Annotated in this window: 24 protein-coding genes; 14 read left to right on the plus strand and 10 right to left on the minus strand. The window is 72.8% G+C overall.

Going from position 1 to position 25,861, the window contains the following annotated elements; genetic code table 11:
• Nucleotides 1-39 precede the first annotated feature (39 nt).
• The 5 genes from IH48_RS0122835 to IH48_RS0122855 all read left to right on the plus strand — a co-directional run bounded on the left by IH48_RS0122835 (nt 40) and on the right by IH48_RS0122855 (nt 7,400).
• A complete protein-coding gene (locus IH48_RS0122835) occupies nt 40-1,215 on the plus strand; it encodes an acyl-CoA dehydrogenase family protein (protein ID WP_030907715.1) in 1,176 nt (391 codons plus the stop codon).
• A complete protein-coding gene (locus IH48_RS0122840) occupies nt 1,212-2,048 on the plus strand; it encodes an SDR family oxidoreductase (protein ID WP_030907718.1) in 837 nt (278 codons plus the stop codon). Before IH48_RS0122835 ends, IH48_RS0122840 begins: the two co-directional genes overlap by 4 nt.
• A 39-nt stretch (nt 2,049-2,087) precedes the next feature.
• The gene (locus IH48_RS0122845) at nt 2,088-4,292 is read left to right on the plus strand and encodes an FAD-dependent oxidoreductase (RefSeq protein WP_078849954.1); all 2,205 of its coding nucleotides are present in this window, start codon (nt 2,088-2,090) and stop codon (nt 4,290-4,292) included.
• A gap of 129 nt (nt 4,293-4,421) precedes the next feature.
• Nucleotides 4,422-5,672 (plus strand): beta-ketoacyl-ACP synthase II, encoded by a 1,251-nt coding sequence (fabF, locus tag IH48_RS0122850; RefSeq protein ID WP_267885326.1) that lies wholly within the window; start codon nt 4,422-4,424, stop codon nt 5,670-5,672.
• A 42-nt stretch (nt 5,673-5,714) separates the two neighbouring features.
• Nucleotides 5,715-7,400 (plus strand): class I adenylate-forming enzyme family protein, encoded by a 1,686-nt coding sequence (locus tag IH48_RS0122855; RefSeq protein ID WP_030907727.1) that lies wholly within the window; start codon nt 5,715-5,717, stop codon nt 7,398-7,400.
• A 44-nt stretch (nt 7,401-7,444) separates the two neighbouring features.
• Here IH48_RS0122855 and IH48_RS0122860 read toward each other — a convergent pair whose 3' ends face one another.
• Nucleotides 7,445-8,317: a DMT family transporter gene (locus tag IH48_RS0122860; RefSeq protein ID WP_030907730.1), complete on the minus strand. Its 873-nt coding sequence runs from the start codon at nt 8,315-8,317 to the stop codon at nt 7,445-7,447.
• 131 nt (nt 8,318-8,448) lie between these two features.
• Here IH48_RS0122860 and IH48_RS0122865 point away from each other — a divergent pair, with 131 nt between their 5' ends.
• Nucleotides 8,449-9,381, plus strand: a complete 933-nt coding sequence (locus IH48_RS0122865; protein WP_030907732.1) for a pseudouridine synthase — start codon at nt 8,449-8,451, stop codon at nt 9,379-9,381.
• Nucleotides 9,382-9,387: 6 nt separating this feature from the next.
• On the opposite strand, the gene IH48_RS0122870 is transcribed toward IH48_RS0122865, so the two are convergent.
• The 3 genes from IH48_RS0122870 to IH48_RS0122880 form a co-directional block, all read right to left on the minus strand.
• Complete coding sequence (locus tag IH48_RS0122870; RefSeq protein WP_030907735.1) at nt 9,388-10,017, minus strand: MBL fold metallo-hydrolase; 630 nt, start codon at nt 10,015-10,017, stop codon at nt 9,388-9,390.
• Nucleotides 10,017-11,102, minus strand: coding sequence for an S-(hydroxymethyl)mycothiol dehydrogenase (locus IH48_RS0122875; protein ID WP_030907737.1), 1,086 nt, complete (start codon nt 11,100-11,102; stop codon nt 10,017-10,019). Before IH48_RS0122875 ends, IH48_RS0122870 begins: the two co-directional genes overlap by 1 nt.
• Nucleotides 11,103-11,207: 105 nt before the next feature.
• Nucleotides 11,208-11,909 carry a FadR/GntR family transcriptional regulator gene (locus tag IH48_RS0122880; RefSeq protein WP_030907748.1) on the minus strand — a complete coding sequence of 234 codons (702 nt, stop codon included), beginning with the start codon at nt 11,907-11,909 and terminating at the stop codon, nt 11,208-11,210.
• Nucleotides 11,910-12,048: 139 nt separating this feature from the next.
• Between IH48_RS0122880 and IH48_RS0122885 the strand changes: the two genes are divergently transcribed.
• Both IH48_RS0122885 and IH48_RS0122890 read left to right on the plus strand, forming a co-directional pair.
• On the plus strand, nt 12,049-12,552 hold the full coding sequence (locus IH48_RS0122885) for a gluconokinase (protein WP_030907751.1): 504 nt from the start codon (nt 12,049-12,051) through the stop codon (nt 12,550-12,552).
• 19 nt (nt 12,553-12,571) lie between these two features.
• Nucleotides 12,572-13,969: a GntP family permease gene (locus IH48_RS0122890; protein WP_030907754.1), complete on the plus strand. Its 1,398-nt coding sequence runs from the start codon at nt 12,572-12,574 to the stop codon at nt 13,967-13,969.
• Between the two features lie 147 nt (nt 13,970-14,116).
• Here IH48_RS0122890 and IH48_RS33560 read toward each other — a convergent pair whose 3' ends face one another.
• The 3 genes from IH48_RS33560 to IH48_RS0122905 all read right to left on the minus strand — a co-directional run bounded on the left by IH48_RS33560 (nt 14,117) and on the right by IH48_RS0122905 (nt 17,322).
• Nucleotides 14,117-14,842 carry a cytochrome b/b6 domain-containing protein gene (locus tag IH48_RS33560; RefSeq protein ID WP_051840373.1) on the minus strand — a complete coding sequence of 242 codons (726 nt, stop codon included), beginning with the start codon at nt 14,840-14,842 and terminating at the stop codon, nt 14,117-14,119.
• The gene (locus IH48_RS0122900; protein ID WP_051840414.1) at nt 14,784-15,473 is read right to left on the minus strand and encodes a molybdopterin-dependent oxidoreductase; all 690 of its coding nucleotides are present in this window, start codon (nt 15,471-15,473) and stop codon (nt 14,784-14,786) included. The genes IH48_RS33560 and IH48_RS0122900 overlap by 59 nt, the downstream gene beginning before the upstream one ends.
• Nucleotides 15,474-15,666: 193 nt before the next feature.
• Nucleotides 15,667-17,322, minus strand: coding sequence for an FAD-binding dehydrogenase (locus IH48_RS0122905; protein WP_030907763.1), 1,656 nt, complete (start codon nt 17,320-17,322; stop codon nt 15,667-15,669).
• Between the two features lie 143 nt (nt 17,323-17,465).
• On the opposite strand from IH48_RS0122905, the gene IH48_RS0122910 reads away from it, so the two are divergent.
• The 6 genes from IH48_RS0122910 to IH48_RS0122935 all read left to right on the plus strand — a co-directional run bounded on the left by IH48_RS0122910 (nt 17,466) and on the right by IH48_RS0122935 (nt 22,308).
• Nucleotides 17,466-18,035 carry an NUDIX domain-containing protein gene (locus tag IH48_RS0122910; protein WP_030907766.1) on the plus strand — a complete coding sequence of 190 codons (570 nt, stop codon included), beginning with the start codon at nt 17,466-17,468 and terminating at the stop codon, nt 18,033-18,035.
• 19 nt (nt 18,036-18,054) lie between these two features.
• Complete coding sequence (locus IH48_RS0122915; RefSeq protein ID WP_030907769.1) at nt 18,055-18,447, plus strand: YidH family protein; 393 nt, start codon at nt 18,055-18,057, stop codon at nt 18,445-18,447.
• A gap of 6 nt (nt 18,448-18,453) precedes the next feature.
• Entirely contained in the window at nt 18,454-18,792 is a 339-nt protein-coding gene (locus IH48_RS0122920; RefSeq protein ID WP_030907771.1) for a DUF202 domain-containing protein, read from the plus strand.
• A 184-nt stretch (nt 18,793-18,976) separates the two neighbouring features.
• Nucleotides 18,977-19,888 carry an MBL fold metallo-hydrolase gene (locus IH48_RS0122925; RefSeq protein ID WP_030907774.1) on the plus strand — a complete coding sequence of 304 codons (912 nt, stop codon included), beginning with the start codon at nt 18,977-18,979 and terminating at the stop codon, nt 19,886-19,888.
• A 158-nt stretch (nt 19,889-20,046) separates the two neighbouring features.
• The gene (locus IH48_RS0122930; protein ID WP_030907777.1) at nt 20,047-21,084 is read left to right on the plus strand and encodes a phosphotransferase family protein; all 1,038 of its coding nucleotides are present in this window, start codon (nt 20,047-20,049) and stop codon (nt 21,082-21,084) included.
• A 9-nt stretch (nt 21,085-21,093) separates the two neighbouring features.
• The gene (locus IH48_RS0122935; protein ID WP_030907779.1) at nt 21,094-22,308 is read left to right on the plus strand and encodes an acyl-CoA dehydrogenase family protein; all 1,215 of its coding nucleotides are present in this window, start codon (nt 21,094-21,096) and stop codon (nt 22,306-22,308) included.
• A 331-nt stretch (nt 22,309-22,639) separates the two neighbouring features.
• On the opposite strand, the gene IH48_RS0122940 is transcribed toward IH48_RS0122935, so the two are convergent.
• From IH48_RS0122940 to IH48_RS0122950, 3 genes are read right to left on the minus strand one after another with little or no spacing between them, the layout of a single operon-like run.
• Nucleotides 22,640-23,236, minus strand: coding sequence for a TetR/AcrR family transcriptional regulator (locus IH48_RS0122940; protein WP_030907782.1), 597 nt, complete (start codon nt 23,234-23,236; stop codon nt 22,640-22,642).
• 43 nt (nt 23,237-23,279) lie between these two features.
• Nucleotides 23,280-24,941, minus strand: coding sequence for a class I adenylate-forming enzyme family protein (locus IH48_RS0122945; RefSeq protein ID WP_030907783.1), 1,662 nt, complete (start codon nt 24,939-24,941; stop codon nt 23,280-23,282).
• Nucleotides 24,938-25,711 carry an SDR family oxidoreductase gene (locus tag IH48_RS0122950; protein ID WP_030907785.1) on the minus strand — a complete coding sequence of 258 codons (774 nt, stop codon included), beginning with the start codon at nt 25,709-25,711 and terminating at the stop codon, nt 24,938-24,940. The genes IH48_RS0122945 and IH48_RS0122950 overlap by 4 nt, the downstream gene beginning before the upstream one ends.
• Nucleotides 25,712-25,861 lie beyond the last annotated feature (150 nt).

Below are 25,861 nucleotides of genomic sequence, written 5' to 3' on the forward strand. Positions count from 1 at the left end.
GGGCACCACACAGGGAAACACGGAAGGCAGAATCTGCAGATGACCGACGACGAGCGGTTCCACCAGCTCAAGGCCCAGGTGGAGCAGTGGGTCCAGGGACCGGGCGAGCGCTGGGCCGAGCGCATCGAGGAGACCGGTGAGGTCCCCGAGGAGCTGTGGGCCGAGCTGAACGAGCTCGGCTTCCTGCGCGTGGCCGCGCCGAAGGAGTACGGCGGGCAGGGCCTCGGCTTCGCGCGCTGGATGGAGCTGATGGAGGTCTTCTCCCGCTCGCACGGCTCCGTGCGCATGATCGTGCACGTGGTCAACGGCATCTGGCGCTCCATGGACGGCCACGCGAGCGAGGACCAGCGCAAGCGCTTCGTGATCCCGTCGATCACCGGCGAGATCAAGATCGCGTTCACGCTGACCGAGCCGGGCAACGGCACGGGGGCGGACATCACCACGTCGGTCGTGCGCGAGGGCGACACGTACTACCTGTCGGGGCGCAAGCACCTGATCACGTTCGGCGTGCGCTGCGACTACTACCTGCTGGCCGCGCGCGTCGAGGGCAGCTCCGGCCACGAGGGCACCGTCGCGCTGCTGGTGCCTCGCGAGGCGGCGGGTGTCACCGTCGAGGACACGTCCAACACGATGGGCGTCACGGGCACCGACCACGCGTCGCTCACGTTCGAGCGCACCCCGGTCCCGGTGGACCACAGGCTCGGCGCCGAGGGCGAGGGCCTCGAGGTCTTCCTCGGCGGCTTCCTGACGCCTTCGCGCATCTCCGTCGCGATGAGCTGCGTCGGGCTCGCCGAGCGCGCGCAGCAGCTCGCCGTCGAGTACGCGTCGGGCCGCGTCACGTTCGGCAAGTCGCTCACGCAGCGCCAGGCCATCCAGTTCATGCTGGCCGAGAACCAGGCCGACATCGAGGCGGCCAAGCAGCTCGTGCTGCACGCGGCCCGCCGCTTCGAACAGGGTGCGGACGACGCGTCGATGCAGTCGTCGATGGCGAAGATGCACGCCGTCACGATGCTGACGAACGTCACCGACAAGGCGCTCCAGGTGCACGGCGGCCTCGGCTACTGGAAGTCGCAGAAGATCGAGCGCGTGTACCGGGACGCCCGGGCGCAGCGCTTCGAGGAGGGCACCAACGAGGTGCAGAAGGCGGTCGTCTTCCGCGAGCTGCTGCAGCGCGCGAAGGCGGCCGGTGAGCAGAACGAGGAGGCCGGCCGATGAGCGGCACGCAGGACGCCGGGAAGAGCGAGCGCGTCTCGCTGATCACAGGGGCCTCGCGCGGCATCGGCCGCGCCCTGGCCCTCACCCTGGCACGCGAGGGCGGCACGATCGCCGTCAACTACAAGAAGAACGCCGACCTGGCGGAGAAGACGGTCGCCGACATCGAGGAGGCCGGAGGACACGGCTTCGCGGTGCAGGCGGACGTCGAGACCACCGAGGGCGTGCAGGCGCTGTTCGACGAGGTGGCGCGTCGCTGCGGGCGTCTGGACAACTTCGTCTCCAACGCCGCGGCCAGCGCGTTCAAGAACATCGTGAACGTCGGCCCGCACCACCTCGACCGGTCGTACGCGATGAACCTGCGCCCCTTCGTGCTGGGCGCGCAGGAGGCCGTGAAGCTGATGGACAAGGGCGGCAGGATCGTCGCGATGTCCTCGTACGGCTCGATCCGCGCGTACCCGACGTACGCGACGCTCGGCGCGATGAAGGCCGCGATCGAGGCGTGGGTGCGGTACATGGCGGTGGAGTTCGCGCCGTACGGCATCAACGTCAACGCGGTCAACGGCGGTCTGATCGACTCGGACTCGCTGGAGTACTTCTACAACGTCAAGGGCATGCCGGACATGCAGGGCGTGCTCGACCGCATCCCGGCGAACCGGCCGGGCACGGTGCAGGAGGTGGCGGACACCATCAACTTCCTGCTGGGCGAGGGTTCCGGCTACATCACGGGCCAGACGCTGGTCGTCGACGGCGGTCTCAGCGTCGTCGCCCCGCCGTTCTTCGCCGACGCCGGCCCCGAGCTCCAGCTTCCGCCGCGTCCCACGCGGGAAGCATGACACCGGCGCAGTAGCTGTCCGTTCGGAGAGGGAACGCACGTGTTCGACCATGTCTTCCGGCCCGGTGCCATCGGGGCGCTGCGGCTGCCGCACCGCATCGTCATGGGTGCCATGCACCTCAATCTGGAGGCCCTGGAGGACGGCGGGGAGGCGCTCGCCGCGTTCTACGCGGAGCGTGCCGGCGGCGGCGCCGCGCTGATCGTCACCGGCGGCACGGCGGTCTCGCCCGCCGGCGCCGGCGGCCCCGGGTACGGCGTCGTGGGCGACCCCTCGCACCGGGCCGCCCTGCGCCGCGCCGCTTCCGCGGTGCACGCGGCGGGCGGCAGGATCGCCCTGCAGCTCTTCCACGCCGGGCGGTACGCGCTGCCCGGCGTGGCGGGCACCGACGGCGGGGCGCCGTTCGCGCCGTCCGCCGTGTACAGCAGGTTCTCGCGCACGACGCCGCGGGAGATGACCGCGGGCGACATCGAGCGGACGGTCGCGGACTTCGCGCGGGGCGCCGAGGCGGCCCGCGAGCTGGGCTTCGACGCGGTCGAGGTGATGGGCTCAGAGGGCTACCTGATCAACCAGTTCACCGCCCCGCTGACCAACCTTCGCGAGGACGAGTGGGGCGGGGACGCCGAGCGGCGGCGGCGCTTGCCCGTCGAGGTGATGCGGGCCGTGCGCGCGGCCGTGCCCGGCTTCCCGGTGCTGTTTCGTATGTCGGGCGCCGACCTGGTGGAGGGCGGTACCCCGGCCGATGACACCGCCGCGCTCGCGGTGGCGCTCGCCGAGGCGGGCGCGGACGCGCTCGCGGTCGGCGTCGGCTGGCACGAGTCGCCGGTGCCGACGGTGCAGGCGCAGGTGCCGCCCGGCACCTGGGCGGTGTTCGCGCAGGACGTCAAGCGCGCGCTGGTGGCCGCGGACCGCGGCGACCTGCCGGTGATCGCGTCCAACCGATTCAACCGCCTGGCCCATGCCGAGGAGGTGCTCGCGGCCGGCGGTGTGGACTTCGTGGCGATGGCGCGGCCGTTCCTCGCGGACCCGGCGATCGTGACGAAGTCGCGTGAGGGCAGGACGGACTCGGTCGACCTCTGCATCGCCTGCAACGAGGCGTGCATCGACAGGTCGTTCGGCACCGAGCGGGTCTCCTGCCTGGTCAACCCCCGCGCGGGGTACGAGGCGGACTTCGCGGCTGCCGGCCCCGCCGGCGCCGTCCCTGGGGCGAGCGGGCCCAAGAGGCGCTACGCGGTGGTCGGCGCCGGTATCGCCGGGCTCCAGGCCGCCCGTACCCTGCTCGATCTCGGGCACGACGTCGAGGTGTTCGAGGCGGCGTGCGAGCCGGGCGGCCAGTTCCGGATGGCGGGCCAGGTGCCCGGCAAGGCGGACTTCGCCGCGACCATCCGGCACCACGTCGCCGAACTCGCCGAGCGCGGCGCACCGTTGCACCTGGGCCACCGCATCGGCCGGAAGGACACCGCGCTGCTGCGCACGTTCGACGGTGTGGTGCTCGCCAGCGGTGTGCTGCCCGTGCGGCCCACGCTGCCGGGTCTGGCGCTGCCAGGCGTCGTCGACTACGCCCAGGCGTTCGCCGCACCGCACGTGCTCGGGCCGAGGGTCGCCGTGATCGGCGGCGGCGGCATCGCCGTCGACCTGGCGCACCTGCTGACCGCGGGCAACGTGCGGGAGCCCACACCCGCGGAGTTCCTCGCGTCGCACGCGGTCACGGGCGGCTCCCCCGGCCCCGCGCGACCCGCGGCGCCCGCGCGTGAGGTCACACTGATGCGGCGCGGCGGCAGGGTCGGCGCGGGCATCGGGCCAAGCACGCGCTGGGTCGCCCTGTCTCAGCTGCGCGCGGCGGGCGTCACGACGCTGGTGGGCGTCGCGTACGAGGAGATCACGCGCGAGGGCGTGGTGGTCACGGACGCGGAAGGCGAGCGGCGCCTGGTGGCCGCCGACCACGTGGTGCTCGCGGCCGGACAGGAACCGGAGCGCGACGCCCGGGCGACGCTGCGGGGGGCCGGCGTGGTGTTCGAGGCGGCCGGCGGTGTGACGGGCGCGGCGGGGCTCAACGCGGTGCGCGCCACCGCGGAGGGGCTGCGTGCGGCACACCGCCTCGTCGCCCGGACGGCCGGGGTGCCAGGTGCCGATGCCGGTGCCACGGAGTCCGGTACCGGTTTCGCAACGGACCCCGTGGCCGTGTCGTCGCGAATGGGTACGAAACCGGCGTCCGGCCACCACACGAACGTGGCAGCCGGGGCGTGACGGACATACGGCGCGTATGCGGCGGGCATATCGCGCGGAGTCCGCGACTTTCATCGACAACGGCAGGATTGTGGTTCAAGGTTTGGCAGGCCCACGCCTGGCAGTCCGTGGCCGAGCAGGAGGAGCGCAGTGCAGAGCAATCAGCAAGTCGTGGTGACGGGTTTCGGCGCCCTCACCCCCGTCGGGAACGACCGGGAGAGCACCTGGCAGGCGCTCCTCGCCGGCAAGTCGGGTGTCGCGCCCATCACCCGGTTCAACGCGTCGGGCATGCCGACGAGCATCGCCGGCGAGGTCACCGGCTTTGACCCGGCCGATCTGCTGGACCGCAAGCGCCAGCGCCGCTCGGCGCGCTTCTCCCAGCTGGCGATCGCTGCGGCGCGCGAGGCGGTGGCGGACGCGGGCCTGACCATCGGCGAGGAAGACGGGGGCGCCCCGGCGGGCCGCGTCGGTGTGGTGGTGAACAACGCGGTGGCCGGCATGGACGGTGTGGAGAACGCCGTGGACACCATGCACATGGACCCGCGCAAGGTGAACCCGTACTTCGTCTCGTCGGTCATCCCGAACATGCCCGCCTGCGAGGTCGCGATCGACCTCGGTGTGCGCGGCCCGGTGACGGCTTCCGCGCTCGCCTGCGCCAGCGGCATCTACGCGCTGCTCGAGGCCCGCAGGCTGATCCTGTCGGGCGAGGCCGACGTGGTGATCGCGGGCGGCACCGACTCGGCGATCACACCGGTCATGTTCAGCGGCCTGTCCAACATGGGCGCCCTCTCGCGCCGCAACGACGACCCGGCCCACGCGAGCCGCCCCTTCGACGCGGACCGGGACGGGTTCGTCTTCGGCGAGGGCGCCGTGGTGTGCGTGCTGGAGTCCGCCGAGCACGCACAGGCGCGCGGCGCCCGCCCGTATGCCGAGGTCGCCGGTGGCGCGCTGACGTCGGACGCCTTCCACGTCTCCGCCCCCGACCCGAGCGGCGAGGGGGCGATGGAGGCGATGCGGCTCGCGCTGCGTGCCTCGGACACCGACGCCGGTGACATCGACTACATCTGCGCGCACGGCACGAGCACCCGCATCAACGACCTGACGGAGACCCGCGCGATCAGGGGCGTCTACGGCTCGCACGCGTACGATCTGACGGTCAGCTCACCCAAGTCCATGGTGGGCCACCTCATCGGCGCGGCAGGCTCGCTCTCGGCGATGGTGTGCGCGCTCGCGATCAGGGACGGCGTCGTGCCGCCCACGATCAACCTGGACACCCCGGGCGAGGAGTGCGACCTCGACTACGTGCCGCACACCGCACGGCAGAGCGAGGTGCGGGCCGCCGCGGTCAACGCGTTCGGCTTCGGCGGCCAGAACTGCGTCGCCGTGCTGCGCGCGGTCTGAGAAGCACGGGGCCGCCGGAAGGCCCCTCGAGAGGAAGACATCATGAACCACCCGGATCCCGCCGGGACGCCCGGCTACGACCCGACCGCCTACCGCGCCGTGTTCGAGAGCCGTTTCACGTACTGGGCGGGCTTCGAGCGCAACACGCACCGCTACGCGCGCTCCCGCGCGATGCACGATCCCGCGTCGGGCCGCGACTGGACGTACGCCGAGCTGGGGGCCGAGGTGGAGCGGCTTGCCGCCGGCCTCGCGGCGTCCGGGGTGCGCGCGGGCGACCTCGTCGCCTACCAGCTGTTCAACACGCCGGAGTTCGCGCTGCTCTACCTGGCGACGCAGCGGCTGGGCGCGATCGGCTCGCCGATCAACTTCCGTCTGGCGCCTGGCGAGACGGCGCACGTGCTGTCCACCGGCAGGCCCCGCGCCTTCGTGTACGACACGGCCGTCGCGGAGAACGCGGCGCGTGCGCTCTCGCTCGCGGACCACGCACCCGAGTTGGTGGTGCACGTACCCTCGGGCTCCGCGGGTGACGCTCCGCTGCCGGGTTCGGTGGCCTTCGGCGACGTGCTGGAGCGCGGCCAGGGCGCCGCGCCGCTGCCCGCGCCCGACGGCGGTGTGTACGCGGAGACCACCCGCCTGTACACGTCGGGCACCACGGGCATGCCGAAGGGCGTGCCGCTGAACAACGCGACCGAGGTGCTGTCCGCCCACGACGTGATCATGCACTTCCCGCTGTCCCCCGAGGACCGCACGCTGAACATGACCCCGTGGTTCCATCGCGGCGGCCTGTACGCGGGCGGACCCAACCCGGTGTTCTACATCGGCGGGGAGACGGTGCCGCTGCGCCACTTCGACGCGGACACGGTCCTCGACCTGGTGCAGGAGCGCGGGATCACGTTCCTGATCGGCGCACCCACCAACCTGGAGCGGCTCGCGGACGCGCAGGAGTCCGCCGCGCGCGACCTGTCGTCGCTGCGCGGCATCGTGACCATGGGCGCGCCGCTGGACCGTGCCGCCTGCCTGCGCTACCAGCGGGTGCTCACGGAGCGCATCTTCAACGGGTACGGCACCACGGAGGCGTTCTGGAACACGTTCCTGCGCCCCGCCGACCTGCCGGACCACGCGGGCAGCGCGGGCCGCGCGTCCACGGACGACGACGTCGCGGTCGTGAAGGTGCACGAGGACCGGCGCGCGGCCCCCGGCGACCTCGCGGCCAAGGACGGCCAGGAGATCGGCGAGGTCATCGTCCGCTCCCCGAAGTCCGGCTACGGCTACACGGGCCGCCCGGACGAGGAGGCGGCCAACTTCCGTGACGGCTGGCTCTACATCGGCGACCTGGCCACCTGGGACGAGGACGAGTACGTGACGATCGTCGGCCGCAGGGACGACATGATCCTCTCCGGCGGCGAGAACGTGCACCCGGTGCAGGTCGAGGAGGTGCTTGGCGAGCACCCCGGCGTCGCCGACTCGGCCGTGGTCGGGCTGCCCGACCCGGAGTGGGGCCAGCTGGTCACGGCCTACGTGGTGCGCAAGGACCCGGCTCTGACCGTGGCCGACTGCGAGAAGCACTGCCGTGCGCACCCGATGCTGGCGGCGTACAAGCGGCCGCGCGCGTACCGCTTCGTGGACGCGCTGCCGACGACGGCGACCGGCAAGAAGATCCACTACCAGCTGCGCGAGCAGGTGGCGGCGGACGCGGCGGCGGGCCTCATCGAGCGCGTCACGCGCTGACGGCCCCCCGGCCTCCCGCGTCTCAGGTGCGGGAGGCCGGAGCGTCACATCACCCGCGACTTGGGCGGCGCCGAGCCGCTGGCCAGCGGCGACCTGGCGAGTTCCATGCACCCCGCGGCGATGAGGGCCACCGCGAAGAGTTCGGGCGCGAGCCACCAGCCGGTGCGCATGTGCTCGCCGAACAGCATCACGCCGTACGTGATGCTGATGAGCGCGTCGCCGAGGGTGAGCATGGGCTGCGAGGCCACGAGGGACCCGGCCTGGAGCGCGTTCTGGAGCAGGAACAGCGCGCCGACACCGGCCACGGCGGTCCCGTAGAGCTGCCAGGACTCGAAGAGCTTCACGATGCCGTCCCCGTCCTCGAGCCGGGCCATGGCGTCCTTCATCAGCGCCGCGGTCAGCGCGTAGCCGCACGCGGCGGCGAGGCCGAAGAGCGCGGCCCTCGCGTTGCCGCGCACCCGCTGCGCGAAGCCGATCAGCACGCCCTCGAAGACGACGGTGGCGATCAGCGCGGGGATCCACACGAGGCCCTGCACGGTCTCGGAGCCGCCGCCGGGCGCCGCGGTCGCCATGCCGAGGGTGAGGCCGCAGGTGACGGCGGCGACGCCGTACCAGGCGGTGCGGGGCAGCGGGCAGCGGAAGACGTAACCGGCGATGAGCAGTGTCGAAGGCAGTTCGATGACGAAGATCGGCTGCACCACGGCGATCGGCCCGGTCGCGAGCGCGACCGCCTGGCAGACGGCCGCGACGATGACCATGCAGATCCCGGCGAGCCATACCCGCTTCCTGACCAGCTGGCGGATGAGGGACAGGTGCAGGGCGTCGCTGTCGGGGACGGTGGACGCGGCGCGGCGCTGCAGCACCGACGCGGAGCCGTTGCTGATGGCGGTCAGCACGGCGAAGAGGACACTGATCACCTGACCATTTTGCGTGTACATGGGACCGAGACAGAAATCAGGGCCGTCCCCCGCAGGTCGCCGCCGCGATCCGGCGCCGGGACGCCCGGGCGCTGCGACGCTGCTCACGGCTCGGCCGTAGGCTGCCCGGTGTGGTGCGCAGACACAGAACACCGGCCTCGCCGCTGGCGCAGCGTGACGGTGTGGACGCCGTGCGGGTACGGCTGCCCGCGGACCCGGAGGGCCGGTGGGCGACGGTGGGTGACCACCTGGTGGACCGCTTCGGCGCGGCCGTCGGCGCTGCCCGGGTCCGCGCCATGGCGCGCGAGGGGCGGTTCGTGACGTGCGACGGCCGCGCGCTCACCCCCGGCAGGCCGTACGAGCCCGGCCTGTACGTGTTCTTCCACCGCGACCTGCCGGCGGAGGCGCGTGTGCCCTTCGGGATCGATGTCGTCCACCGTGACGAACGGCTGGTCGTGGTGGACAAGCCGCACTTCCTCGCCACCACGCCGCGCGGCTCGCACGTGGCCGAGACGCTGGTGGCGCGGCTGCGGCGCGATCTCGGCCTGCCCGCTCTGCGGCCCGCCCACCGGCTGGACCGGCTGACCGCGGGCCTCGTGCTGCTGGTGGTGCGCCCCGAGGACCGCGGCGCCTACCAGCGGCTGTTCGCTCAGCGGCAGGTGCGCAAGGTGTACGAGGCGGTCGCCGCCCACGACCCCGAGGTGGCGCTGCCGCGCACGGTGCGCAGCCGGATCGAGAAGGAGCGGGGCGTGCTCGCGGCGCGCGAGGTGCCCGGCGCGCCCAACAGCGAGACGCGCGTCGAACTGGCCGCGCACGGCGGCCTCGGCGGCTACCGCCTCACACCTTCGACGGGGCGCACCCACCAGTTGCGGGTCCACATGAACGCGCTGGGGCTGCCCCTGCTGCACGACCCGCTGTACCCGGCCGTGCGAGACGAGGCCCCGGACGACTACCAGCGGCCGCTGCAGCTCCTCGCGAGGACACTGGAGTTCACCGACCCGCTGACGGGCGCGCGGCACGGCTTCACCAGCGGGCTGCGCCTCGCCGAGTGGCCCGGGGCCTGAAAGGCGTCAGTGACCCCGTTCGATCCACTCCGCCAGGTGGGGCGCCTCCGCGCCGATCGTCGTCGAGTCGCCGTGGCCGGTCCTGACCACCGTGTCGGGCGGCAGGGTCAGCAGGCGGTCCCTGATCGAGTCGATGATGGCGGGGAAGTCGGAGAAGGAGCGTCCTGTGGCGCCGGGCCCGCCCTTGAAGAGGGTGTCTCCGGTGAAGACCGTCGAGAGGCCCGGCGCGTACAGGCACACAGCGCCGGGCGCGTGGCCCGGCGTGTGCAGCACCCGCAGGTCGGTGCCCGCGACGGTGATGGTCTGCCCGTCGGCGAGTTCGCCGTCGGGCGCCTCGTCGGGGTGGGTCAGCTGCCACAGCGGCAGGTCGTCCGGGTGCAGCAGCACCGTGGCGCCGGTGGCGGCGGCGAGTGCCGGGGCCGCGCCGACGTGGTCGTCGTGGGCGTGCGTGCACAGGACGGCTCTCAGCGTCCTGGTGCCGAGCGCCGCCTTGATCGCGGCGGCGTCGTGCGGGGCGTCGATGACGACGGCCTCGGTGTCGTCGCCGACGATCCACACGTTGTTGTCGACGTCCCAGGTGCCGCCGTCGAGGGAGAAGGTGCCGGACGTGACGAGGTGGTCGACGCGGGCCGCCATCACAGCACCACGACCGAGCGCAGCACGCCGCCCTCGTGCATCCGGCCGAACGCGGCCTCGACGTCGTCGAGTCCGATGGTCTCCGTGACGAACGCGCCGAGGTCGATGCGGCCCTGGCGGTGCAGGTCGATCAGCATCGGGAAGTCGCGCGAGGGCAGGCAGTCGCCGTACCAGGACGACTTGAGCGCGCCGCCGCGCCCGAACACATCGAGCAGCGGCAGGTCGATCCTCATCTCCGGTGTCGGCACGCCCACGAGGACGACCGTGCCCGCCAGGTCGCGTGCGTAGAAGGCCTGTTCGTAGGTCTCGGGCCGGCCGACCGCCTCGATGACGACGTCGGCGCCGAACCCGCCCGTCAGGGAGCGGATCGCCTCCACCGGGTCCTGGTCACTGGAGTCGACGGTGTGGGTCGCGCCGATCTCCGCGGCCTTCGCCAGCTTCTTGCTGTCGATGTCCACCGCGATCACCTTCGCCGCGCCCGCGAGGCGCGCGCCGAGCACCGCCGCGTCCCCGACGCCGCCGCACCCGATCACCGCGACCGAGTCGCCGCGGCCCACGTTGCCGGTGTTGAGCGCGGCGCCGATGCCGGCCATCACACCGCACCCGAGCAGTCCGGCGACCTCGGGCGACACCTCGGGGTCGACCTTGGTGCACTGCCCGGCCGCGACGAGTGTCTTCTCGGCGAACGCGCCGATGCCCAGCGCGGGCGTCAGCTCCGTGCCGTCGAGCAGTGTCATCTTCTGCCGGGCGTTGTGCGTGTCGAAGCAGTACCACGGCTTGCCCCGCAGGCACGCGCGGCACTGGCCGCACACCGCGCGCCAGTTGAGGACGACGAAGTCGCCGGGCGCCACCTCCGTGACGCCGTCCCCCACCGACTCGACGACGCCGGCGGCCTCGTGACCGAGCAGGAACGGGAATTCGTCGTTGATGCCGCCCTGCTTGTAGTGCAGGTCCGTGTGGCACACGCCGCACGCCTGGACCTTCACCACCGCCTCGCCGGGGCCAGGGTCGGGTACGACGACGGTCTCGATCCGCACGGGCTCGTTCTTGCCCGGTGCCACGACTCCCCGCACCTGCTGTGCCATTGCCAGGACCTGCCTCTCCTCGGACGCTGCTGCTCGGCGCGACACGTACCGCGTCCACGCGGCACGATCACGTCCAAGGGTGAGTATGTCCCGTCGCGGCCCGGCTCACGGTGCCAGCACGTCGAGTTCCTCCAACGCGCCGACCGCGATCTGCCGGGTCAGCTCCTGCGCGTCGGCCGCCCTGCCCTCTCGCACGGCCTCGGCGACCTGCACGTGCAGGGTGACGGCCGCGGGTGCCGGGTCCTCGAACATCACCTGGTGGTGGGTGCGGCCCGCGAGGATCTCGGCCACCACGTCGCCCAGCCTCGCGAACATCTCGTTGCCTGACGCGTTCAGCACGATGCGGTGGAAGGCGACATCGTGCACGAGGTACTCCTCAAGGCGGCGGCCGCGCGAGGTGGCGACCATGCCGAGGGCGCGCTCGGTGAGGTCGGCGCACTGCTCGGGGGTGGCGTTGCGCGCGGCGAGCCCGGCGGCCACCGGTTCGACGGCGGAGCGCAGCACGGTCAGGGACCGCAGCTGGCGCGGCCGGTCGGCGCCGGCGAGGCGCCAGCGGATCACGCGCGGGTCGTAGACGTTCCAGTGGTCCGAGGGAAGCACGGTGACACCGACCCGGCGCTTCGACTCGACCAGGTGCATGGACTCCAGGACGCGTACGACCTCGCGCACCACGGTGCGTGACACGTCGAAGCGCTGTGCCACCTCGTCCGTGCGCACCACGCTGCACTGCGGATACTCACCGGCCGTGATGGCGAGACCGAGAGCGTCCAGGACGCGACTGTGCTGACCTCGGCCTTCATCACCCATGCCGACAGCTTACGGCGCGTACGGCGTCCTTCACGCAAAAAATAAGTACTACGTTTAAGTCACACACTCTTGATTACGTCATACCTGATGAGGTTCAGTGACGCGACACGACAAAGCCGACGTAGACAGCGAGGCAGGCATGCACGGCCCCCACGTAGTGGTGGTGATGGGCGTAGCGGGCACCGGCAAGACCACGGTCGGGCCGCTGGTGGCCGAGGCGCTGGGCGTCCCGTACGCCGAGGGCGACGCCTTCCATCCCCCGCGGAACATCGCCAAGATGACCGCGGGGCACCCCCTCGACGACGAGGACCGCTGGCCCTGGCTCGACGCCATAGGGCGCTGGGCGCACGAACGGGCCGGTTACGGGGGCGTGGTCAGCTGCTCCGCCCTCAAGCGCGCCTACCGGGACCGGTTGCGGGCCGCGGCGCCCGGCGTGGTCTTCCTGCACCTCACGGGCGACCGCGAGCTCATCGGGGAGCGCATGTCGCAGCGCAAGGGCCACTTCATGCCGGAGACGCTGCTCGACTCGCAGTTCGCCACGCTCCAGCCGCTGACCGAGGACGAGCGCGGTGTGGCCGTCGACGTGTCAGGAACCCCCCACGAAATCGCCGAAAGGGCCGTAGCCGCGCTGCGCGCGGCCTGAGCAGAAGAAGGATGTTCCCGTGACCGGTCTCAATGTCGAGATGCTGGCTGCCGCCGACCCTCCGCTGATCTCCTCCGCGGGCGACGCGCAACTGGGCATAGCCGTCCTGGTCGGCATCGCCGTCCTCGTCGTCCTCATCACCGTCTTCAAACTGCACGCGTTCCTCGCGCTGACCCTCGGCTCGCTGGCGCTCGGCGCCACGGCCTCGGCGCCGCTGGACAAGGTGATCACGAGTTTCTCGACCGGCCTCGGCGCCACGGTGGCGAGCGTCGGCGTGCTGATCGCCCTGGGCTCGATGCTCGGCAAGCTGCTCGCCGACTCGGGCGGCGCCGACCAGATCGTGGACACGATCCTCAACAAGGCGAGCCGGCGCTCCATGCCGTGGGCGATGGTGCTGATCGCCGCGATCGTCGCCCTGCCGCTGTTCTTCGAGATCGGCCTCGTGCTGCTGATCCCCGTCGTGCTGCTCGTCGCGAAGCGCGGCAACTTCTCCGTGATCCGCATCGGCATCCCGGCACTCGCGGGCCTCTCGGCCATGCACGGCCTGATCCCGCCGCACCCGGGACCGCTGGCCGCGATCAGCGTCATCCACGCCAACCTGGGGGTGACGCTCGCACTCGGCCTGGTCGTCGCCATTCCGACCGTGATCATCGGCGGCCCGCTGTTCTCGAAGTACGCGGCGCGCTGGGTCGACACCACCCCGCCCGAGGGCCTCATCCCCGAGCGCCCGTCGGACTCCCTGGACAAGCGCCCCAACTTCGCCGCCACCGTGTGCACCATGCTGCTGCCGGTCGTCCTCATGCTGGCCAAGGCGCTGGTGGACATCGTCATCGACGACCCGGCCAACACCGGTCAGCGCGTCGCGGACGTCATCGGCAACCCGCTGATCGCCCTGCTCATCGCGGTGATCGTCGGCCTGTTCACGCTGGGCCGCGCCGCCGGACTCGGCCGCACGAAGCTCTCCGTGATCCTGGAGGAGTCGCTGGCCCCGATCGCCGGCGTCATGCTGATCGTCGCCGCGGGCGGCGGCTTCAAGCAGGTGCTGGTCGACGCGGGCGTCGGCAACATGATCCTGGACGTCACCAAGGACTGGTCCATCCCGTCGCTGCTGCTGGCCTGGCTGATCGCCGTGGTGATCCGCCTCGCCACGGGCTCCGCCACGGTCGCGACGATCTCGGCGGCCGGCCTGGTGGCCCCGCTGGCGCAGGGCATGTCCACCACGCACGTCTCCCTGATGGTACTGGCGGTCGGCGCGGGCTCGCTGTTCTTCAGCCACGTCAACGATGCCGGGTTCTGGCTGGTCAAGGGCTACTTCGGGATGAACGTCGGGCAGACGGTCAAGACCTGGTCGGTCATGGAGGGCATCCTGTCCGTGGTCGGACTCGGATGCGTGATGCTGCTGTCGCTCATCGTCTAGCAGCGGACTCAACGTGAGGAGGGGGAGGCGGCCCGTGCGGGCCGCCTCCCCCTCCTCGCTGTGCGCGGCCGACCGCCGGCCCGACAGGGTGCTGTGGGCTGCGGCCCCCGCGTCGCGCGTGACGCGGTGCGCGGGCTGCGCTGCCGCTCAGTGCGGGCGCATTTGCGCGTCGCGGCGCGACTCGGCGGCCGTCTCGTCCTCCCACTCGGAGTGCTCGCGGCGGGCCCAGCCGCGCTCGACCGAGCCGGTCCGCATGCCGCGGCGGGCGCCGGGATCCTTGAAGGCCATGCCGATGTGCCCCGCCAGCACGATGCCGACCGCGAGCGCGAGCCAGTCGTGGATGAACGTGGCGCTGGTGCGGGAGACGACCGGCAGCAGGCCGGTGAACCACATCAGCAGGCCGGTGAAGAGCATCAGGACGGTCGCGCCGGCGAGCCACGACGCGTAGATCTTCTGCCCCGCGTTGAACTTGCCGGCCGGGCGCGACCCGGCCCAGGTCCAGCGCCTGCGCACCGCGCGCAGCCACTCGCGGTCGTACGGCGCGAAGCGGTTGATGCGGCCCAGGTCGCGGCGGAAGGCGTGCGAGACGAGCCCGGCGAGGAACGGCACGGGCAGCAGCACGCCGGACCACTCGTGGACCGTGACGACGAGGTAGCGGCGGCCGACGAGTTCGGCGAGCTGCGGCACGTAGAGGAACGCGGCTGTCGCCACGCACAGCAGCATCAGCCAGCTCGTGGTGCGGTGCACGAGCCGTTCGGCGAGGGTGAAGCGGCGTATGTCCGCCGGGCCCTCGGGGCGCGCTGCGGCACCCGGCTCAGACGGTCGGCGCGTCGTCCCTTCCGTTGGACCTGCCGACCCAGCCGTCGACGTCATAGCCGTACTCCTCCCAGTAACCGGGCTCCACCTTGTCGGTGACCGATATGCCGGAGAGCCACTTCGCCGACTTGTAGAAATACATGGGGGCCACGTAGAGCCTGACCGGCCCTCCGTGGTCCTTGGTGATGCGCTTGCCCTGCATCCTCAGCGCCACGAGCACGTCGTTCCTGCGGGCCTGGGTGAGCGTGAGGCTCTCGCTGTAGGTGCCGTCGAAGCACGTGAACCGCAGGGCGCGCCCCTGTGTCTTGACCCCGGCCGCGTCCAGCAGGTCGGAGACCCGCACGCCCTGGAACGGCACCTTCGGCACGCGCCAGCCGGTGACGCACTGGACGTCCAGGTCGGTGCGCGTCTGCGGAAGGGCCTCAAGATCGGCGAGCGTGTACGTGCGGGGGCGCTCGACGAGCCCGTCGATCTTCAGCCGGTAGGTGGCCGCGGTCTTCGTGGGCACGGAGGCCGCGACGTTGTAGAAGCGGAAACCGCCCCCGTTGGGGAGGGTGTTGACGATACCGGTGGGGTCGACCTGTGAGGCCGCGCCGAGGAACTTCTCAAGACCGCCCTGGAGGTAGGGGGCCGCGGCGAGCCCGCCGGCGCCCACGGCGAGCGTGCCGAGCAGCACCCGCCTGCCGATGGCCGGCCCCCTGCCGTCCCACCGTCCGCCGTCGTTCTGTTCGTCGCCGCGTTCGTTACCGCGTCCGTCCTCGCGCTCGCTCACATCTCGATTGAACACCCGGGGCGCGGCGGGTGCGGCCGTGCGGGACGCGCCGTCAGACTTCCGTCACAGACCGGCCCGCCCACCCGGGCCGAAGCGCCCGCCCGCCTGCTCAGGCAGTGGCCGCCGCGGCGGCGCGCCCGGCCGCGCGGCCGGAGAAGAGGCACCCGCCGAGGAACGTGCCTTCGAGGGAGCGGTAGCCGTGCACGCCGCCCCCTCCGAAGCCTGCCGCCTCGCCCGCGGCGTACAGGCCCGGCAGCGGGTCCCCGGTCGCGGTCAGGACGCGGGAGGAGAGGTCCGTCTCCAGGCCGCCGAGGGACTTGCGGGTCAGGATGTGCAGCCGCACCGCGACGAGCGGGCCGGCCGACGGGTCGAGGATGCGGTGCGGCGGCGCCGTGCGGATCAGCCGGTCCCCCCAGAACCTGCGCGCGCCGCGCACCGCCGTGACCTGGAGGTCCTTCGTGTACGGGTTCGCGATCCCGCGGTCTCTCGCGACGATCTCGCGGCGCAACTCGCGCTCGTCGATCAGGGGTTCGCCGGTGAGGCCGTTCATGCCCCTCACCAGCGTGGCGAGGTCGCGGGCCACGACGAAGTCCGCGCCCTTGTCCATGAACGCCTGGACGGGTCCCGGCACGTCGGCACGCGCGCGGCCGAGCACGCCGCGTACGGACTTTCCCGTGAGGTCGGGGTTCTGCTCCGAGCCGGAGAGCGCGAACTCCTTGCCGATGATGCGCCGGTCGAGGACGAACCAGGTGTGGTCGTGGCCCGAGCGCAGGATGTGTTCGAGCGTGCCGAGCGTGTCGAAGCCGGGGAAGAGGGGGACGGGCAGCCGCTTGCCGCGTGCGTCGAACCACAGGGACGAGGGCCCCGGCAGGATGCGGATGCCGTGGCCCGGCCAGATGGGGTCGTAGTTCTCGATGCCCTCGGTGTAGTGCCACATGCGGTCGCGGTTGATGTGGTGCGCGCCGGCGCGCTCGGCGATGCCGAGCATCAGGCCGTCGACGTGTGCGGGCACCCCGGTCAGCATGTGCCGCGGCGGCGTGCCGAGCCGCTCGGGCCACTGCTCGCGCACGAGGTCGTGGTTGCCGCCGATGCCGCCGGTCGTGACGATCACGGCCTGGGCCCTGAGCGTGAACGCGCCGGTGGAGGTCCGGCCGCTGGGCGTCCCGCGTGGGGCGTCGCTGGGTTCGAGGACCTCGCCGCTGACCGTGTCGAGCGTGCCGTCGGTCTTCGCGAGGTCCGTGACGCGGTGCCGGAAGCGGAGGGTGACGAGGCCCTTCGCCACGCCGTCGCGCACGCGCCGCTCGAACGGGGCGACGATGCCGGGCCCCGTGCCCCACGTGATGTGGAAGCGCGGCACCGAGTTGCCGTGGCCCGTCGCGTCGTACCCGCCGCGCTCGGCCCAGCCGACCAGCGGGAAGAACCGCACGCCGCGCCGGTGCAGCCAGGCGCGTTTCTCGCCCGACGCGAAGTCGACGTACGCCTCGGCCCAGCGGCGCGGCCAGTGGTCCTCGGCACGGTCGAACCCGGCCGTGCCGAGCCAGTCCTGCATCGCGAGTTCGCGGCCGTCCTTGATCCCCATGCGCCGCTGCTCGGCCGAGCCGACGAGGAAGATGCCGCCGAACGACCAGTGGGCCTGCCCGCCGATCGACTGCTCGGGCTCCTGGTCGAGGAGGATCACCCGGCGGCCGGCGTCGACGAGTTCCGCCGTCGCGACGAGACCCGCGAGCCCCGCTCCGATCACGATCACGTCCGCGTCGTACGCCATGGTTGCCGCCCTCGGTGTTGGTTGCCGGCCGCCTCGATCTTCGGTACGCGCCGGTAACAAGTCAACCGCGGGCGGGGGCGCGCTTCCCCCACCGGTGCCGCCCGATGCCCGGGTGGCACCGGCCGTTTGGTTGGATGGACGGCATGGCCCTGGGAGACGCTCCGGAAGACGAGATCCTCACCGTCGTCGACGAGGACGACCACGTCATCGGCCGCGCGCCGCGCGGCGAGGTGTACGCGAAGGGCCTGCGCCACCGCGCGACCGCGATCCTGGTGCGGGACGCCGGCGGCCGGGTGTTCGTCCACCGCAGGACCGCCACGAAGCTCGCCTTCCCGTCCTTGTACGACGTGTTCGTCGGCGGCGTGGTGGGCGCGGGTGAGAGCTACGACGACTGCGCGCTGCGCGAGGCCGGGGAGGAGCTCGGGGTGGCCGGACTGCCGCGGCCCGAGCCGCTGTTCCGCTACCTCTTCGAGCTGCCCGGCGGCCGCGGCGCGTGGTGGACCGCGGTGTACGAGCTGCGCTGCGAGCTGCCCGTGCACCCGCAGGCCGAGGAGGTCGGCTGGCACGCGTTCCTGCCCGCGGACGAGCTGGACGCGCGGCTGCGGGGCGAGGTGCCGCCCGGCGGCGCGGGCCCCGCGGTGCCGTGGGAGTTCGTCCCGGACGGCAGGGCCACGTACGAGCGGTACCTGCGGTTCACGCAGGGCCGCGCGTAGGGTGCCCGTCGTGCCGGAGATGACGGGATTGAGGCGGACGCTGTACCTGTGGTTCGCGCCGCGGCGCGTCGGCGACGAGGGCACGACGCCCGACTACCGGTTCTCGCTCGCCAACGAGCGGACCTTCCTCGCCTGGATCCGCACCGCGCTCGCGCTCGTCGGCGGCGGGTTCGCCGTCGACCAGTTCCTGCCGCACCTGACCGGATGGGTGCGGACGGCGCTGGCGGTCGCGCTGCTCGCCGTGGGCGCGCTCGCGTCGCTGCGCGCGGTCAACCACTGGGTTCGCTGCGAGCGCGCGATGCGCCGCGGCGAGGACCTGCCGGCGTCGCGTTTCCCGACGGTGCTGGCCCTCGTCGTGGGGCTGCTCGCGCTGTGCATGCTCGTCGTGGTGCTGCTCGGCAGGGGCGGCTGAGGACCCGTGCCCGCTTCCGGTGCCTCCCCGTACGAGCGCCCGGCGCGCCGCGACCCCGGGCTCCAGCCGGAGCGGACGCGGCTCGCCTGGCGCCGCACGACGCTGTCGTGCACGGTGGCGGCCGTCCTCGCGGTCCGCCAGGCGCTGCACCGCGGTGTGACGCCCGTGAGTCTCGCCGCCGTCGCGCTCTGCGCCCTGGTGTGGCTCGCGTTCCTCGCCGTCGCGCACCGCAGGACGCTCGCGCTCGATACGGCGCGCCCCGAGCGGATGCGCGAGCGGGGCGCCGCGACCGCGGTCGCCTGCGCAGTGTGCCTCGCCGCGCTCGGGGTGGCGCTGCTGTTCTGACGGCCCGGCAGGTGCCGTGCGGCGTCCGCGTACTGCCGTTCGAACCCCGCCCTGGCTGTCGGACGCCGCACCTGGCAAGCTGCCTGCGGGAGCGAGCGTGCACCAGCACGGTCACGCAAACGCCAGGCGACGACGCCGCGAGACCGCGACCCGATCCTGACACCACCGCACCGAAGGACCGCCGATGCCCGCAACGGACCCCTACTTCGTCCGCCTCACGCCGCAGGCGCACGCCTACGTCCAGCCGGACGGCGGCTGGTGCCTGAACAACGCGGGTGTGGTCAGCGACGGCGGGCAGACCCTGCTCGTCGACACGGCCGCGACCGAGCGGCGCGCCCTGCTGCTGCGGGAGGCCGTCGCCGCGCACGGGCTGCCGCTGCCCGGCACGCTGGTCAACACCCACCACCACGGCGACCACACGTACGGCAACGGCGTGTTCGCGCCGGGGGCCAGTGTGGTCGCGCACGAGGTGTGCCGCGACGAACAGCTCGCCGCCGGGCACCAGCTCCACCTGGTATGGCCGGAGACGGAGTTCGGCGAGGTGCCCGTGGTCGCTCCCGCGGTGACCTACAGGGACCGCATGACGGTGCACGTGGGCGAGGTCGAGGTGCGCATCCTGCACCCGGGCGTGGCGCACACCAGGGGCGACTCGGTGATACACATGCCCGCGCAGGGCGTCGTGTTCACGGGTGACATCGTTTTCCAGGGCGGCACGCCCTTCCTCGCGAACGGCTCCCTGGCGGGCTCGCTGCGCGCCCTCGACGTCCTGCGGTCGCTGGACGCCGAGGTGGTGGTGCCCGGGCACGGCCCCGTCACCGACCCGTCCGCGTACGACGCGACGGAGCGCTACCTGCGGTACGTCGACGAGCTGGCGCGCGCGGGCCACGCCAAGGGGCTCACCCCACTGGAGACGGCGCAGGGCGCGGACCTCGGCGACTTCGCCGAACTGCGGGAGAGCGAGCGGCTGGTGGCCAACATCCACCGGGCGTACGCGGAACTGGACGGCGAGCCCGAGGGTTGCGAGCTCGACGTGGCCGCGGTGTTCACAGACATGGTCGCCATGAACGGCGGGCGCCACGTGGCCTGCCACGCCTGATCGCTCCCCGCCACGCGGGGCGAGCCGCCGTAGCCTGGGGCGTCCCGGTGAGCGGCCGATCACACCGCCCGGGACTGGACGACATACCGACCGGTCGGCATCATGAGGGGAGCCGCCGCGCCGCCGGACGAGGACCGCGACCACGAGATGGAGTGCCGATGAGCCCAGTCGCCCCGCCAGGACTCGACCTCGACGGGCTGCGGGCCCGGCTGGACCGCGAGCTGCCCGGCCTGGTGCGCGGGCCGCTCGAAGCGCGCGTGATCGAGGGCGGCCGCTCCAACCTCACGTACGTCGTACGCGACACCACCGCCCCTGACGGGCACGGGCAGTGGGTCGTGCGCAGGCCGCCGCTCGGCCACGTACTCGCCACCGCGCACGACATGCGGCGCGAGTACCGCGTGATCACCGCGCTGCACCCGACGCCCGTACCGGTGCCCGGGACGCTGCTGCTGTGCGAGGACGAGGCGGTGACGGGCGCCCCCTTCTACGTCATGGAGTACGTGGCGGGCACCCCGTACCGCACGGCTGAGCAGCTCGCGCCGCTCGGGCCCGCCCGCACCAGGGCGGCGGTGCTCGGCCTCGTGGACACCCTCGTCGACCTGCACGCGGTGGACGCCGAGGCCGTCGGGCTCGGCGACTTCGGCAGGCCCGAGGGGTTCCTCGACCGGCAGCTGCGCCGCTTCGGCAAGCAGCTCGACGCGTCACGCAGCCGCGACCTGCCCGGCATCGACGAGCTGCACGCCGCGCTCGGGCGTGCGCTGCCCGCCTCCCCCGCGCCGGCCGTGGTGCACGGCGACTACCGCCTCGACAACGTCCTGCTGGACACGGACGACCGGATCACCGCCGTCCTCGACTGGGAGATGTCGACGCTCGGCGACCCGCTCACCGACCTCGGGCTGCTCGTCATGTACAGCGTCCGCCTCGACCTGCCCGACTCGCCCGTCTCCACCGCCGCCGGCGCGCCAGGACATCCGTCGCCGGCGGAGCTCGTCGAACGGTACGCGCTGCGCTCGGGGCGCGACACCTCGGCGATCGCCTGGTACACGGCGTTCGCGTGGTTCAAGCTCGCCGTGATCCTGGAGGGCATCCACTACCGGTACACGCTCGGCTCCACCGTCGGCCGGGGCTTCGACCGGATCGGCGACCTGGTGCCCCTGTTCATCCAGCACGGCCTGACGACCCTCAAGGAAGGCTGAAGAACCGCCATGGACTTCGCATACGACGCCCGCACGCAGGAGCTGCGCGAGAGGCTGCTCGCCTTCATGGACGAGCACGTGTACCCGGCGGAGCCGGTGCTGCGCGAGCAGAGCGAGGCGCTCACGGACCCCTGGCGTACCCCGCGGATCATCCACGACCTCAAGGCGAAGGCGCGCACGCGGGGGCTGTGGAACCTGTTCCTGCCGGACGAGAGGTACGGCGCGGGCCTGACGAACCTGCAGTACGCGCCGCTCGCCGAGATCACCGGCCGCTCGCCACAGCTCGCGCCGGCGGCGCTGAACTGCGCGGCGCCCGACACCGGCAACATGGAGCTGCTGGCCGAGTTCGGGGACGACGACCAGCGCAAGCGGTGGCTTGAGCCGCTGCTCGCGGGCGAGATCCGCTCGGCGTTCGCGATGACGGAGCCGGAGGTGGCGTCCTCCGACGCGACGAACATCGAGACGCGCATCGCGCGCGACGGCGCCGACTACGTCGTCAGCGGGCGCAAGTGGTTCATCTCGGGCGCGATGAACGAGGACTGCAGGATCCTCATCGTGATGGGCAAGACCGACCCGGACGGCGCCGACGTGCGGCGCCAGCAGTCGATGGTGCTGGTCCCGCGGGACACGCCGGGCGTCGAGGTGCGCCGCGGCATGCGGGTGTACGGCTACGACGACGGCCACCACGGCGGCCATGCCGAGGTCGTCTTCCACGACGTGCGGGTGCCGGCGTCGAACCTGGTCGGCGAGGAGGGCGGCGGCTTCGCGATCGCCCAGGCACGGCTCGGGCCGGGCCGCATCCACCACTGCATGCGGCTGATCGGCATGGCGGAGCGCGCGATCGAGCTGATGTGCGTGCGGGCGACGTCGCGCACGGCGTTCGGCAGGCCGATCGCGGCGCAGGGCGTGGTGCGCAACTGGATCGCGGACGCGCGCGTCACCGTGGAGCAGCTGCGGCTGCTGGTGCTGAAGACGGCCTGGCTGATGGACACGGTCGGCAACAGGGGCGCGCACACCGAGATCCAGGCGATCAAGATCGCGACGCCGCGCGCGGTCGTGGACATCCTGGACAAGGCGGTCCAGCTGCACGGGGCGGGCGGTGTCAGCCAGGACTTCCCGCTGGCGGAGCTGTGGGCGCACGCCCGCACGCTGCGCCTGGCGGACGGCCCCGACGAGGTGCACCAGCGCTCCCTGGCACGCCGCGAGCTGCGCAAGTACGCCTGACGCGCCGGGCAGCGCGGCGCCCCCGGCCCCTCACGGCCGCCCTCGCGGCCGACCCGTCACGGTCGACGCGGCGCATGCGGTCGGGAAGGGGACCGCGGGCAGCGGGGTGCGGCCGGGGCACGGAAGCGGCCCCGATCGAAGGACGCCCGGCCCGGGCCGCCCGTACGCGGCGCGGCGCCGGACCCCGACCCGGCAGCCGTACGCGACCCGGCGCCCGACCCCGGCGCGGCGCCCGAACGCGGCCCGGCGCTCGACCCCGGCGCTCGACCCCGGCGCGGCGCCCGAACGCAGCGTGCCCGGGCCGGGCCGGCGTGCAGGCGGCGCGCCGGGCTCAGGGACGCAGCGCCCGCAGCAGCAGGTCGGCCAGGTGGTCCGCGACCTCGCGCGGGGTGAGCGGGCCCTCGGGGCGGTACCACGTGGAGAGGTGGTGCACCGAGCCGAAGTGGTAGTCCACGACGAGGTCGGACGGCGTCGCCGTGGAGAAGACGCCGGTGCGCTGGCCCTCCTCGACCAGGGCGCGGAAGCGCTCGTGGTAGCGCCGGCGCTCCACGCGCACCTGCTTGTTCTTCTCCGGGCTGAGGTGGTGCATGGAGCGGAAGAAGATCGACGCGTCGTCGAGGTTCTCTATGGTCGTCACCACGACGTCGGCCGCCGCGTCGCGCAGCCGCTTCTCCACGGGCTCGTCCGCGTCGGCGTAGGCGTCGAGGCGCTCCTGCTGGAGGCGCAGTACCCGCGCGTAGACCTCCTGGAGGAGGTCCTCCTTGGAGCCGAAGTAGTGGTAGAGGGCGCCCTTGGTGACCCCGGCGGCCTCGACGATCTCCTGCACCGACGTGCGGTCGTAGCCCTGCTCGGCGAAGAGCCGGGTGGCGGCGGCCAGCAGCCGCTGGGGGACGGGTGCGGCCCCGTCGCCCTCCGTCGCCTTGGCCATGTCCGCCACCGCCCTTTCCGCTCCTGCGGCGCGTGCCTCGCGCCTATCCCCTGCCGCGTGAACGCAGCTCCCGCCTGAGGATCTTCCCACTGGTGGTCTTCGGCAGCTCCGGCAGGATCTCGACCACCCGCGGGTACTTGTACGCGGCGAGCCGCTCCTTGCAGTACCCGGCGATGGCGTCGCCGTCGGTGCTCTCGCCGGGCCGCAGGCTCACGTACGCCTTGACGGTCTCACCGCGGTACGGGTCGGGCACACCGACGACGGCCGCCTCCCGCACGGACGGGTGCGTGTACAGGACGTCCTCGACCTCGCGCGGCCACACCTTGAAGCCGGAAGCGTTGATCATGTCCTTCTTGCGGTCGACGACGTACAGCCAGCCGTCCGGGTCCATGAACCCGATGTCGCCGGTGTGCAGCTCGCCGCCGGGGAAGGCCTCCTCGGTGGCCTCGGGCATGCGCCAGTAGCCGGAGACGACCTGCGGGCCGCGCACGGCGATCTCCCCCTGCTCGCCGAGGGGCACCTCCTCGCCCGCGTCGTCGAGGATCCGCACGACGGTGTCCGGTCCCGGCACGCCGACGGCGAGCGTGCCCGACGCCGGGTCGACGGGTGCCTCGACGCCGGGCGGCACGGACGCGCAGGGGGCGGTGCACTCGGTGAGCCCGTAGCCGTTGTGCACGTAGGGGCCGAAGCCGGCGCGGAACTTCTCCACGAGCGCGGGCGGCAGCGGGGCTCCGCCGGAGCTGATCTGCTCGAAGGAGGAGAAGTGGTCGCGCGTTGCGTCGGGGTGCGCGGCGAGCGCCATGAACGCGGTCGATGGCCCGACCGTGTACACGGGCCGGTGTTCGAGGAACGCGTCGAGCACCGCGCCGGACTCGAAGCGGTAGGCGAGCGCGAGCGTGCCCGCGTTGGTGAAGCAGGCGGCGAGCTCGCAGACCATGCCGGTGATGTGGAACAGCGGGGCGAGCGCGAAGTAGCACGAGCCCTCGGCGAGCCCCTGCCCGGTGGCCTGGCGCTCCGCGTTGAACATGATGTTGCCGTGGGAGTTCATGGCGCCCTTCGGGCGTCCGCTGGTGCCGGAGGTGTAGCTGATCAGCGCGGTGTCGCCGGCCGCGGGTTCGCGCCCTTCCGGCGCCGCGAGGCCCTGCCGGGCCACGGCGAGCAGGTCGTCGGCGTCGTCCGGCACGGGCAGGCGGGCGAAGTTCAGCACGCGCGCGTCGTCGCGCGTCTGCAGGTCGAGCTCGCAGGCGGTGAGCGCGAGGCGGACGGGTGAGTCGGCCGCCGCGGCACGCAGGTAGGCCTCCCAGGCGCGGTCGGAGCAGACGAGCGCGGCCACCTCGGCGTCCGCGAGCACGTGGCCGACCTCGGCGGACTTGTACATGGGGTTGAGCGGTACGACGATCGCGCCGGCCTTCCACGCGCCGAGCAGCGCGATGACGAAGTGCGGGCTGTTCTGCAGCATGATCGCGACGCGGTCGCCGCGCTCGACGCCATTCGCGGCGAGGTACCCGGCCACGGAGTCACTGAACTCGTCGGCCTCCCGGTAGGTGAGCCGCCCGTCGAAGTACGCGACGGCCGTGCGCCCGGGCGCGCCGGCGGCGGAGTGCCGGAAGGCGTGCACCAGGGAGGGCGCGGGGGAGATCGGGGCGCGCTGCGCCTCGCTCAGCAGGGCGAGCCAGGGTTTGGCCGCGTAAGGGGAGGTGGTCACCGGGCGGTTCCTTCCCGTGTCTCCAGCTTCTGCTGGTAGTGGTTCATCGTGTCGAGCCACCGGTCGGGGTCGGCCGCGCGCGCCTGCGCGAACCTGCCGGCCTCCGGGTGCGGCAGGACGAGGAAGCGGTCCTCGGCCATGGCGGTGAACAGCGCCTCCGCGACGGCCTCGGGCTCGATGGCGTCGGGGGCGAGCATCAGCCGGCCCGCCTCGCCCGAGGCGGCCAGCATGTCGGTGCGCACGCCCTGCGGGCAGATGGCGTGGACGCGCAGCCCGCGGTGGCGGTAGGTGAGCGAGAGCCACTCGGCGAAGGCGAGGGCGCCGTGCTTGGTGACGCTGTAGGGCGCCGCGCCGAGCATCGTCAGCAGCCCTGCGGCGGAGACCGTCGCGACGAACCGTCCCTCGCCGCGCTCCAGCCAGGCGGGCAGCAGCGCGCGGCAGGCGCGCACGTGCGCCATGACGTTGACATCCCAGGCCTGCTGCCAGGCCTCGTCGTCGGTCATGGGGTCGCCGCCGGTGCCGACGCCCGCGTTCGCGCAGTAGACGTCGACGCGCCCGCCGAGCGCGTCGCGCGCGTCCGCCACGGTCGCCGCGGCGTCGCCCGGCACCGCGACGCCGCCGATCTCGGCGGCGACGGCGGCCGCCTTGCCCGCGTCGAGGTCGTTGACCGCGACCCGCGCGCCCCTCGCGGCGAATCCCCTGGCGAGCGCGGCCCCGATGCCGCCGCCTCCCCCGGTCACCACGACCCTCGCGCCCTCGACGGAATCCATCGGCACCTGCCCTTCGGCTGCTGGTCGCTGCGGTCGGCTGCTCCCCGGCTGCACTGCCGGCACACGGCAGACTAACCAGTCGGTATGTGGTCGGGGAAGGGCTCCCGCCGATCGGCACCGAACGCCTCGTTCCGTCCGCCACCACCGGGG

The organism is Streptomyces sp. NRRL F-5126 (assembly GCF_000721265.1).
Lineage (GTDB): Bacteria > Actinomycetota > Actinomycetes > Streptomycetales > Streptomycetaceae > Streptomyces.

Excerpts from the sequence above, each read along its gene's own strand:
- IH48_RS0122835 (WP_030907715.1), top strand. The coding sequence starts at position 40 with ATGACCGACGACGAGCGGTTCCACCAGCTCAAGGCCCAGGTGGAGCAG.
- IH48_RS0122840 (WP_030907718.1), top strand. The coding sequence starts at position 1,212 with ATGAGCGGCACGCAGGACGCCGGGAAGAGCGAGCGCGTCTCGCTGATC.
- IH48_RS0122855 (WP_030907727.1), top strand. The coding sequence starts at position 5,715 with ATGAACCACCCGGATCCCGCCGGGACGCCCGGCTACGACCCGACCGCC.
- IH48_RS0122870 (WP_030907735.1), bottom strand. The coding sequence starts at position 10,017 with ATGGCGGCCCGCGTCGACCACCTCGTCACGTCCGGCACCTTCTCCCTC.
- IH48_RS0122875 (WP_030907737.1), bottom strand. The coding sequence starts at position 11,102 with ATGGCACAGCAGGTGCGGGGAGTCGTGGCACCGGGCAAGAACGAGCCC.
- IH48_RS0122880 (WP_030907748.1), bottom strand. The coding sequence starts at position 11,909 with ATGGGTGATGAAGGCCGAGGTCAGCACAGTCGCGTCCTGGACGCTCTC.
- IH48_RS0122885 (WP_030907751.1), top strand. The coding sequence starts at position 12,049 with ATGCACGGCCCCCACGTAGTGGTGGTGATGGGCGTAGCGGGCACCGGC.
- IH48_RS33560 (WP_051840373.1), bottom strand. The coding sequence starts at position 14,842 with ATGACGTCGACGGCTGGGTCGGCAGGTCCAACGGAAGGGACGACGCGC.
- IH48_RS0122905 (WP_030907763.1), bottom strand. The coding sequence starts at position 17,322 with ATGGCGTACGACGCGGACGTGATCGTGATCGGAGCGGGGCTCGCGGGT.
- IH48_RS0122910 (WP_030907766.1), top strand. The coding sequence starts at position 17,466 with ATGGCCCTGGGAGACGCTCCGGAAGACGAGATCCTCACCGTCGTCGAC.
- IH48_RS0122915 (WP_030907769.1), top strand. The coding sequence starts at position 18,055 with ATGACGGGATTGAGGCGGACGCTGTACCTGTGGTTCGCGCCGCGGCGC.
- IH48_RS0122925 (WP_030907774.1), top strand. The coding sequence starts at position 18,977 with ATGCCCGCAACGGACCCCTACTTCGTCCGCCTCACGCCGCAGGCGCAC.
- IH48_RS0122930 (WP_030907777.1), top strand. The coding sequence starts at position 20,047 with ATGAGCCCAGTCGCCCCGCCAGGACTCGACCTCGACGGGCTGCGGGCC.
- IH48_RS0122935 (WP_030907779.1), top strand. The coding sequence starts at position 21,094 with ATGGACTTCGCATACGACGCCCGCACGCAGGAGCTGCGCGAGAGGCTG.
- IH48_RS0122940 (WP_030907782.1), bottom strand. The coding sequence starts at position 23,236 with ATGGCCAAGGCGACGGAGGGCGACGGGGCCGCACCCGTCCCCCAGCGG.
- IH48_RS0122950 (WP_030907785.1), bottom strand. The coding sequence starts at position 25,711 with ATGGATTCCGTCGAGGGCGCGAGGGTCGTGGTGACCGGGGGAGGCGGC.